Below are 8,723 nucleotides of genomic sequence, written 5' to 3'. Positions count from 1 at the left end.
GAACAAAGTGAAAGCCAGCGTCTTTAGGCGCTGGCTGGTGATGTGGGCTTATAGCCCCTGTTCAAACCACCCGTTAGACGGGTGGTCATGATTTATCAAGTGAGTTGTAGTAGTACACTTTTATTCTTTTTCAAAGTTGTGATGTAAAAGGTTTTTGTGGCTTCCTTATCTACGATTGGGACATGCACACGTTGGGTTGGATTGTCTGAGGCGGCCTGAGTGATATTGGTCGAAAAGCTTGGCAAAGCAGAAGCAGAAATCAGTTCGTCAAAGGCTTCCCAATCTGTCTGGACAATAAATTTGGTTTGTGTTAGCTGATCCACAAGTGGTTGCCAAATCCCCAAATCGGACCGCAAGAGCATGGTTAGGTTTGCCAAATCTTCCAATGCAATTTCCTCACGCATGGCATAGGGATGGGCAGGTGGAACGGAAATATAAAGTTGTTCTTTGAAGAATCCAGTTGTTAGCACATCGTCATGCTCAATTGGAAAGTCTGTCACGATAAACTGGAATTTCTGACTAAGTAGGGCTTCTAGTAGGGAGTCATTATCATGTAACTCGACATGGACTTCTTGTTCTAAATCCTGCTCTGCCAAACGATTCCTCACTTCCCATTCTACACCAGGAGCTGAGATGCCGCCAAATAAAGTCGTGGCTTGGAGAGAAAAACGTTGGATATTTTTCAAAAATTGCTGCTCATGGTTGAGCAAAGCTTCTGCTTGTTGAACTGTATATTTACCAGTTTCCGTTAAGGAAAGTTTGTTTTTGCTTCGTTGGAAAAGCTGGACGCCTAAGTCGTCTTCTAACTGACGCATATTACGGGTCAAAGACGGCTGTGAAATCAACAAAACCTCAGCTGTGCGTGATAGTGTCCCTTCTTTAGCGACCGTAATCAATTGTTCTAGGTGCTGTAAATTGATCATATCTTCTCCTTTGTGACTATTCACTTTATAAATAGCAGTCTAACTAATTGCTATTGTACTATTTTTTAAAGCACTTGTAAAATAGAGACATCAAGTGGAGGTGGCTGTATGAATAAGATTAGATTAAATAATGGAATAGAAATGCCACAGGTTGGGATGGGGCTGTTTCAGCTGAAAGGTGATGAGACTCAAACCTACATCAAACAGGCGATTGAGGCTGGGTATCGCTTATTTGACACGGCTAGTATCTATGGTAATGAAGCAGATTTAGGTCAAGCCATTAAGGATTCAGGAATTGCTCGAGAGAATTTTTTTATTTCCAGCAAGGCCTGGATTCATTCTGATGGCTATGAGGCAACGATGAAGGAGTTTGAAACAAGCCTAAATCGCTTGGGAACAGATTACATTGACCTGCATTTGATTCATCAACCGATGGGGGATGTTTATGGATCTTGGCGTGCCTTAGAGGAACTTTATACTCAAGGGAAAATTAAGGCTATTGGCGTATCGAATTTCTCTGAAGATCGCTTGCTTGATTTTATTTTAAATACAAAAATTATTCCAGCAGTAAATCAAATCGAGCTTCATCCTTTCTTTCATCAATCATCCCTAAGGAAACTGATGAAGGATTACGGGATTCAGGTTCAGGCTTGGGGCCCACTTTGTGAGGGAATGAAAAATATTTTTCAGCATCCTGTATTAGAAAATATTGCGAAAAAACATCAGAAATCCATTGCTCAAATCGCTTTAAAGTGGAGTGTGCAGATGGGCAATAGCGTCATCCCCAAATCAACAAATCCCGTACATTTGGAAGAAAATGTAGCCCTTTGGGATTTTGAATTGGACCAAGAAGACTTAGACCAAATCAAACAGCTGGACATTGGTTACAGTGAGATTATTGACCATAAAAATTTAGCCGTTGTAAAAGGGTTGAACCTGTGTTTAGGGAGTAAGAAGACCCCTGTCTAAAGGAGGAATTATGGTATTTACAAAAGATACAAAAATTAGAGAAATTACCCAACATCCTAGTTTTAGAGGATTTGGACACTTATTATTCCCGCTTCAGCTGGCCTTTCATCCTGAGGAGACTGTCCAAGATGTGACTGATTCAAATCATTTTATCTGGTATTCAAACCTGAAAACAAAGACCAGTTTAGAGGTTTTGAACAACTTACTCGAGCGTGCTCAAGAAAATGAACAAATCTTTTTCCCCATTTATGATGAGGAAGAGATGGTGAATGATCCAAGTAAGAGAGACACAGGGCTATTTTACTTCAAAGGGAAGGAATATGAGAAATTTGCCCTTATCAATGCAGGCGGCGGTTTTCATTATGTTGCTGCCTTGCACGACAGTTTCCCACAAGCCTTGGCCTTAAGCCAAAGAGGATACAATGCCTTTGCTCTGATCTATCGGCCTAAGAAAGCCTATGAAGATCTAGCACAAGCTTTGGATTATCTATATAGTCATGCCGGTGAGTTAAAGATTGCACCAAACCAGTATTCACTCTGGGGTGGTTCTGCTGGAGCTAGGATGGCCATTCGTTTAGGTAACAAAAGTGAATTAGAACGTTTAACAAGGACGGCCATTGGTTCTGCCAGCATGGTCGTTAGTCAATATACAGGTTACTCATCTGTTTCTAGAGATGATGCACCGACCTATGCTAATTGTGGCACTAACGATTGGATTGCTAACTGGCAGGTGATGGAAAATCGACTGAAGAACTTGAAAAAAATCGGAATTGACAGCCGGTTTCAAGTCTATAAAGGTTTGAGGCATGGCTTTGGTATTGGAAAAGAAACGGTAGCAGAGGGGTGGATTGATGACGCCATTTCCTTCTGGGAAAAACAAGTCAAACAATAGAAAATGGAGAAAAAATATGAGATTAACAATTATTGGTGCAGCAGGACAAATTCCGGGATTTCTTATCCCACGGGTATTAGAAGAAACCGATTTTAAATTGACACTAGCGGGACGAAAGGTCAGTCAACGTTTGTCTTATCAGGATGACCGCATTCGCTATGTGGATGGGGATATGTCCCGTCTTGATAATGTCCGACAGGCTTTAGAGGATGCAGATGTTGTCTTTGTCAATGAAGCATCGCCAGCCTTGTTAGAGCCAATCATTGCCGTCATGAAGGAAAAGGGTATCAGACGCCTCATTGTAGCAGGGGTTCTCGGTGTGTATGATGAGGTCGTCGGAGACTTTGGTCGATGGAATGATGCCATGATTGGTGCTTATTCTCCAACAAATAATCGGGTCATCGGTGCTAAGTTAGTGGATGAGTCAGGTTTGGATTATACCTACCTTCGTATGACTTGGCTCTATAATCAGGAAGGCAATCGCTCCTACAAGTTGATTCCGCAAGGAGAACCCTATAAAGGTGCTCAAGTCACCCGCCAAGCAGTTGCCCAATATGTTATGGACTTATTGCAAGATCCAAGTCGTGACTTGGGTGTGAGCGTTGGAATCGTGGAGCCAGGAAGTGAAGCTCTAGCGAAACCGGTTTTTTACTAAATTGGATGGCTGGTTTTAGCCTAGCTGCTTTAATCCTTGTCTATTTCTTGATTTATCAAGTTGGAAAAAATCCATAGGAGGTGTCTATGAGGAAAAGCTTTATTTTACTGGCAAGTGTCCTTGTGTTAGCCGCTTGCTCTGTTCAAAACGAAAGCCAAACAAACAGCAGTTCATCATCTTCGGCATCTATTCTTCCAAGCGGGAAAATGGACCAAAGTCAGATTGTGGCACCGCAAGTTGGTCTCTCAGATGAAGAGTGGAATAATAGTCGTGGGACAGTATCGGATGGAGAAGATACCAATTCTGAGCAAGAGCCGACTCGAATCTTGTCTGAAGACGTCGATAGTCTGATTGTCTATTTTTCACGGTCAGGCTCTACTGAGTTACTGGCTAGCAAGATTCAGGCACTTTCAGGTGCAGATGTGGTTGAATTGGTTGCCAAAGAAACGTATAGTTCTGATTATGGTGAAACGGTACAACGGGCCAATCAGGAACGAAATGTCGAAAACACTCCTGAATTGGACGTAGAGATGCCAAATTTATCTCAATATCAATCCATCTATATCGGATATCCCATTTGGGGCATGACCATGGCAGAGCCCGTTGCAACCTTTATCGAGACCTATGCTAAAGAACTTGATGGAAAAACGATTATTCCATTTTCAACAAATGGCGGCTATGGATTAGGTTCAAGCATCGATTATATCGAAACTGTCTTGGCTGAAAACCAGGTTACCGCTCGTATCGAGCCTGCCTTTGCAGTCGAAGGAAATAAGGTCGATCAGGCTGATTCAGACTTGATGACGTGGTATAACAATTTAAACAAATAGAAAGAGGAAACTGTTATGAAAAGACGACAGATGATTTTTGGAATTGGAGTGGTAGCTATTTTAGCCGCCCTATTTACATGGAACTTCTCAAGAGGGCGACAATCAACATCGACAAGTCAGAGTCAATCTACTACAAGTTCTCAAACGACAACAGCATCAACCAGCCTACAAACCGATAGCGATTTATCAGGTGATAATGATGTGCTGGTTGTTTATTTTTCAAGAACGGAAGGTGTTTGGGATGGACCGCTGGAAATTGGTCACACCAAGGTCATTGCGGATTACATTACCAATGCAACTAATGCAGACCAGTACGAAATTATCCCAGCAGTTGCTTATCCTGAGGAGTACGAGGCAACCGCTGATCAGGCGCGTGAAGAACAAGAGGCAGATGCACGACCAGCTATTGCCAATGAATTGCCAGATATTTCAAGTTACGAAACCATCTTTATCGGAGCTCCTGTTTGGTGGAGCGAGTACCCAATGATTGTACGGACCTTCTTGGATGCTGAAGCAGAAGAACTAGCAGATAAGACGCTTGTTCCGTTTACAACCCATCTTGGTTCTGGATTAGGCAATACCCAACGTCAATTGGAGAGTCAGTTCCCAAATGCAACCGTTCTAGACGGCTTTACAGTTCGCGGAGAAGATAATACTGTGCAGAATGCAGAAGGTGATATTACCGCTTGGTTGAATGAAATTGGAGTCACAAAATAATGCTAAAACAACAACCAAAAGCACTCTATTTGACTTGTACGGCAATATTGGTCGCCCTACCTCTGCCACTGATCATTTTGCTCAATACTAGTTTGCTTGACACAAATTTAAATCTCTTTTTATATGATTTAGGCTTGATCGCTTATGTCTGGTGGCTGGCCATTGTTTATCTATCAACTCGACCGCAGTGGTTGGATCGCTTGATTGGACTTCCAGCTATGTACTTTGTTCATGGGATGCTGGGTGTCTTAGCTCTTCTAGCAATCTTTTTTCACCAACAATTTTTATTTTCCATGCATACAGAAATTCGTCTGACAGGCGAATGGGCTTGGTATTTAGCTGTTTTTGGAATTGCCTATGCCAGCTTTTTCATGTCAGGTTGGTTGGTTGATCGGATGCCTGTGGCGAAACGCTTGAAAAATCGTTTGCAAATCTTTTTCAGACACGAGCTTTCCGTTTGGATTCACCGCTTGCATTTTGTCATGATTGGCTTAGTCTGGCTACATGTTCACTTCATCAATCGTATTGCCATTTTGACGCCATTTATGATCCTGTTTGATCTTTACACGGTTTACTTTTTGGCTTGCTATGTTTGGCAAAAGTATATTGTAGATTTTGGTAGTCTAGTCCAAGGTGAACTCATTGCAAGCACCAGCTTGTCACCAACGGTACAAGAATTACAAATCAAAGTTCCCAAAGACCATCATTATCAAGCAGGGGATTTTTACTTTATGCGCTTTAAAGATAGAAGAATCAGCAGTGAGAAACACCCTTTTTCCGTTGCCTCTGCTCCTAGTCAAGACGGCAATATCTTAACATTTATCATTCAAGGACTGGGAGATCTTACGAAGAAAGTGCCGAATTTACCAATTGGCACACAGGTTGAGCTGGAAGGTCCCTTTGGTCGATTCGGTCCCATTATCGAAGAAAGCTCTGTGAAACGGCCTATTATTCTTTACGGACTAGGCTCAGGTATTGCCCCTTTAAAAAGTATAGCCGACGAATACAGTGGTAAACGCTCGGTTCATATCATTTGGAGCGGGAAAAATGAGCAAGAGATGTATTATCAAGAATACTTCGAAACCTTAGCCCAAGAAAATCAGTTGATCAGTTATCACGGAAAAGCTCATCGCTTTACCAAGGAAGAATTAGGAGAAATGCTATCTGCCAAGGAAATGAGACAGGGATTATTCTTTATTGTTGGTAGTGCACAAACACTCTTAAAAGTTGAAAAAACGCTCATTACCTTAGGTATTTCTAAAAATAGAATTCATGATGAGCGCTTAACTATGTAGAATGTAAAGGAGGAACAATGAAAAGAACTCTTATTTTTTCATTAACAGGCTTGCTATTAGTCGTTCTAGTGACGATTCTTTATCTAAACTTTGAAAGCAATGAAGCCAACAATTCAACAGGGTTGAATGTGTCAAGTTCTTCTCGCACTAACTCGCTTTCTAATGAACAGGGAAGTAGAATTGACAGTATGACTTATACAACGACTTATGATGGCAAAGAGTATAACAAGGAAGCGCTTGTCTATGTGCCTGATTCGTATGAGACAGGCAAACCAATGAATATCCTTTATCTCATGCACGGATCAGGCATGTCTGCTGAGCAAGTAGCGGCAGACATCAAACCACTGCTAGATGAGTTGATTGCAAATGGAGATATTGAGCCACTGCTGGTTGTATTTCCGACTTATTATCCAGATCGAAGTTTTGTTGTGTCGAATTATTCAGCCGATTATCCTTTAAATCATTACTTTGCAGAGACTGAAGTTTTAGAGGTTATGAAGACGGTTGAAAGTCAATACACGACCTTTACTGAGACAACCGATGAAACTGGTTTTACAGCAAGTCGTTCTCATAGAGCTTTCGGTGGCTATTCTATGGGCGGTATCACGACATGGGATGTGCTGGTTGAACAAAGTGATAAATTTTTCTACTATATGCCGATGGCAGGCGATAGCTGGATTGGACAAGTTACTGGTAGAAACAGCGATGAAGCTATTGCTGAAACCTTGGTCAGTGGTCTGCAAGAAAATAACTACGGGCAGAATGATTTCCAAATAATAGCAATGGTAGGTGGAAGCGATGGGACAAAATACAGCATGATTCCACAGATCGAAGCCCTCCGTAGCAATCATAGTGATCTGATAACAGATGATAACCTCATTTATTGGGAAAATAACGGTGGCGGACATAATCAAGAATCATTTGAACTAGAGATTGAACATGGACTGACTTACCTTTTTTAAGAATAAGAGAAAGTGAGGAACAAATGACATTTCCAGATTTGAAAACCATTCCTAAACACTATTTCAAACCTAGCGATAGACCAGGTACCTTAGAAATCCTTAACTATCCTACTTTTGAATCTTTTTCCTACACGACAAACGCCCCAATTCCAATTGAAAAAGAAGCCGTCATTTATCTTCCTTATGGCTATTCAGACCAGCAAAAATATCCAGTGGTTTATCTTAGTCATGGTGGTTGGTCCAATGAACGCACAACCATGGGAAGCCCTCATTCTCCCAATGCCTTCAAACACATTGTGGATCATGCGATTGCAAATGGAGAAATTGCCCCAGTTATCATTGTTAATCTCACATACAACAATACCAGTCCAAAAGATTCTAGCGATTTTGGTTTAGCCATTCAGCTAACAAGTCGCTATTATCGAGAACTGACCAATGATTTGATACCCGCTGTTGAGAGTAAGTACAGTACCTACGCAGCATCAACCAGCCCAGCAGATTTGATAGCCTCGCGTCAATTTCGTGCCTTCAGCGGTTTTTCAATGGGTTCTGTCAATACCTGGCGAACCTTTGAAAATGCCTTAGATTACTTTTATTATTTCAATCCTATGAGTGGAAATGTTGGAACACCAGCTAAAGAATTCGCAAATATAGTTAAAGAGAAACAAAAAGACTTCTTCATTTATGCTGCTAGTGGCACAGATGATTTTGCCTACACCGCCTTCAAAGAGCAAGTCCTCTCTCTTGCCAGGAAATTCCCATCTATCTTTAAGATGGAAGAAAATGTCATTTTCCGTGAAAGACAGGGAGGTAGGCATGATTACCAAGCGGTTTGTGATTATACCTACAATACATTAGTTAATATTTTTTAGGAAAGATAGAAATTAGTATTTGAAGTAATAAAATTAGATTAGAATGTAATCGTTATATCTATTGATATTGTCACATTATGACAATATATAAAAATCCTAAAGAAAGTACACTATACTATTTTATCTGCTGTTCTTGCAGCAGATAGATTTGAGTCGTTGTTTTAGGATTCAAAATTTAAAACCAAAAAAACTATTGATATTTCGGATGTCCAAGGATTGGTATCAATAACTTTACAAGATAATGGATTTATTAAGGTTCTTATATTTTCAAATGATAATGAAGAGGACTATAATAAATTATACTTTTCCAGATTTTGTACTACTAAAGAATTATACATATTAGTTAAATCTTTGATGTTAATCCTAGCAGAATTAGGACATACAGCAACTATCTATTATTTTTCAGAAAAGAAAAATGATGAGTGTATTGAAATACTAATGAATTATAAAAATTAAGGTTCATTTGAAAGAAATCATCAGCAGAAGACGCACCAAATTTGGTGCGTCTTTTTCTTTATGTGACTTTAAGTCCGTTTCGCTCCGCAGGTGCGAAACAAATAAACCACCCGCTATGCGGGTGCGCATCGCTGGTTATACCAAAAAACTCC

General features: G+C 40.6%; 9 protein-coding genes. 8 read left to right on the top strand and 1 reads right to left on the bottom strand.

Going from position 1 to position 8,723, the window contains the following annotated elements; all coding sequences use genetic code 11:
- Nucleotides 1-95 precede the first annotated feature (95 nt).
- A complete protein-coding gene (locus J2S23_RS10960; RefSeq protein WP_307122757.1) occupies nucleotides 96-923 on the bottom strand; it encodes a LysR family transcriptional regulator in 828 nt (275 codons plus the stop codon).
- Nucleotides 924-1,031: 108 nt separating this feature from the next.
- On the opposite strand from J2S23_RS10960, the gene J2S23_RS10955 reads away from it, so the two are divergent.
- From J2S23_RS10955 to J2S23_RS10920, 8 genes are all read left to right on the top strand, one after another.
- Nucleotides 1,032-1,892, top strand: coding sequence for an aldo/keto reductase (locus J2S23_RS10955; RefSeq protein WP_307122756.1), 861 nt, complete (start codon nucleotides 1,032-1,034; stop codon nucleotides 1,890-1,892).
- 10 nt (nucleotides 1,893-1,902) lie between these two features.
- Nucleotides 1,903-2,784 carry an alpha/beta hydrolase gene (locus J2S23_RS10950; protein WP_307122755.1) on the top strand — a complete coding sequence of 294 codons (882 nt, stop codon included), beginning with the start codon at nucleotides 1,903-1,905 and terminating at the stop codon, nucleotides 2,782-2,784.
- A gap of 16 nt (nucleotides 2,785-2,800) precedes the next feature.
- Entirely contained in the window at nucleotides 2,801-3,439 is a 639-nt protein-coding gene (locus J2S23_RS10945; protein WP_307122754.1) for an NAD(P)H-binding protein, read from the top strand.
- Nucleotides 3,440-3,525: 86 nt separating this feature from the next.
- On the top strand, nucleotides 3,526-4,269 hold the full coding sequence (locus tag J2S23_RS10940; RefSeq protein ID WP_307122753.1) for a flavodoxin family protein: 744 nt from the start codon (nucleotides 3,526-3,528) through the stop codon (nucleotides 4,267-4,269).
- Nucleotides 4,270-4,284: 15 nt separating this feature from the next.
- Nucleotides 4,285-4,986, top strand: a complete 702-nt coding sequence (locus J2S23_RS10935) for a flavodoxin (RefSeq protein ID WP_307122752.1) — start codon at nucleotides 4,285-4,287, stop codon at nucleotides 4,984-4,986.
- Nucleotides 4,986-6,281, top strand: coding sequence for an FAD-binding oxidoreductase (locus tag J2S23_RS10930; protein WP_307122751.1), 1,296 nt, complete (start codon nucleotides 4,986-4,988; stop codon nucleotides 6,279-6,281). The genes J2S23_RS10935 and J2S23_RS10930 overlap by 1 nt, the downstream gene beginning before the upstream one ends.
- Nucleotides 6,282-6,298: 17 nt before the next feature.
- Nucleotides 6,299-7,243, top strand: a complete 945-nt coding sequence (locus J2S23_RS10925) for an alpha/beta hydrolase (RefSeq protein ID WP_307122750.1) — start codon at nucleotides 6,299-6,301, stop codon at nucleotides 7,241-7,243.
- 23 nt (nucleotides 7,244-7,266) lie between these two features.
- The gene (locus tag J2S23_RS10920; RefSeq protein WP_307122749.1) at nucleotides 7,267-8,115 is read left to right on the top strand and encodes an alpha/beta hydrolase; all 849 of its coding nucleotides are present in this window, start codon (nucleotides 7,267-7,269) and stop codon (nucleotides 8,113-8,115) included.
- The last annotated feature ends 608 nt before the right edge of the window (nucleotides 8,116-8,723 follow it).

This window comes from Streptococcus moroccensis, assembly GCF_030812835.1.
In the GTDB taxonomy this organism is placed as follows: domain Bacteria; phylum Bacillota; class Bacilli; order Lactobacillales; family Streptococcaceae; genus Streptococcus; species Streptococcus moroccensis.
This window is presented reverse-complemented; position numbering and strand designations above follow the sequence as displayed.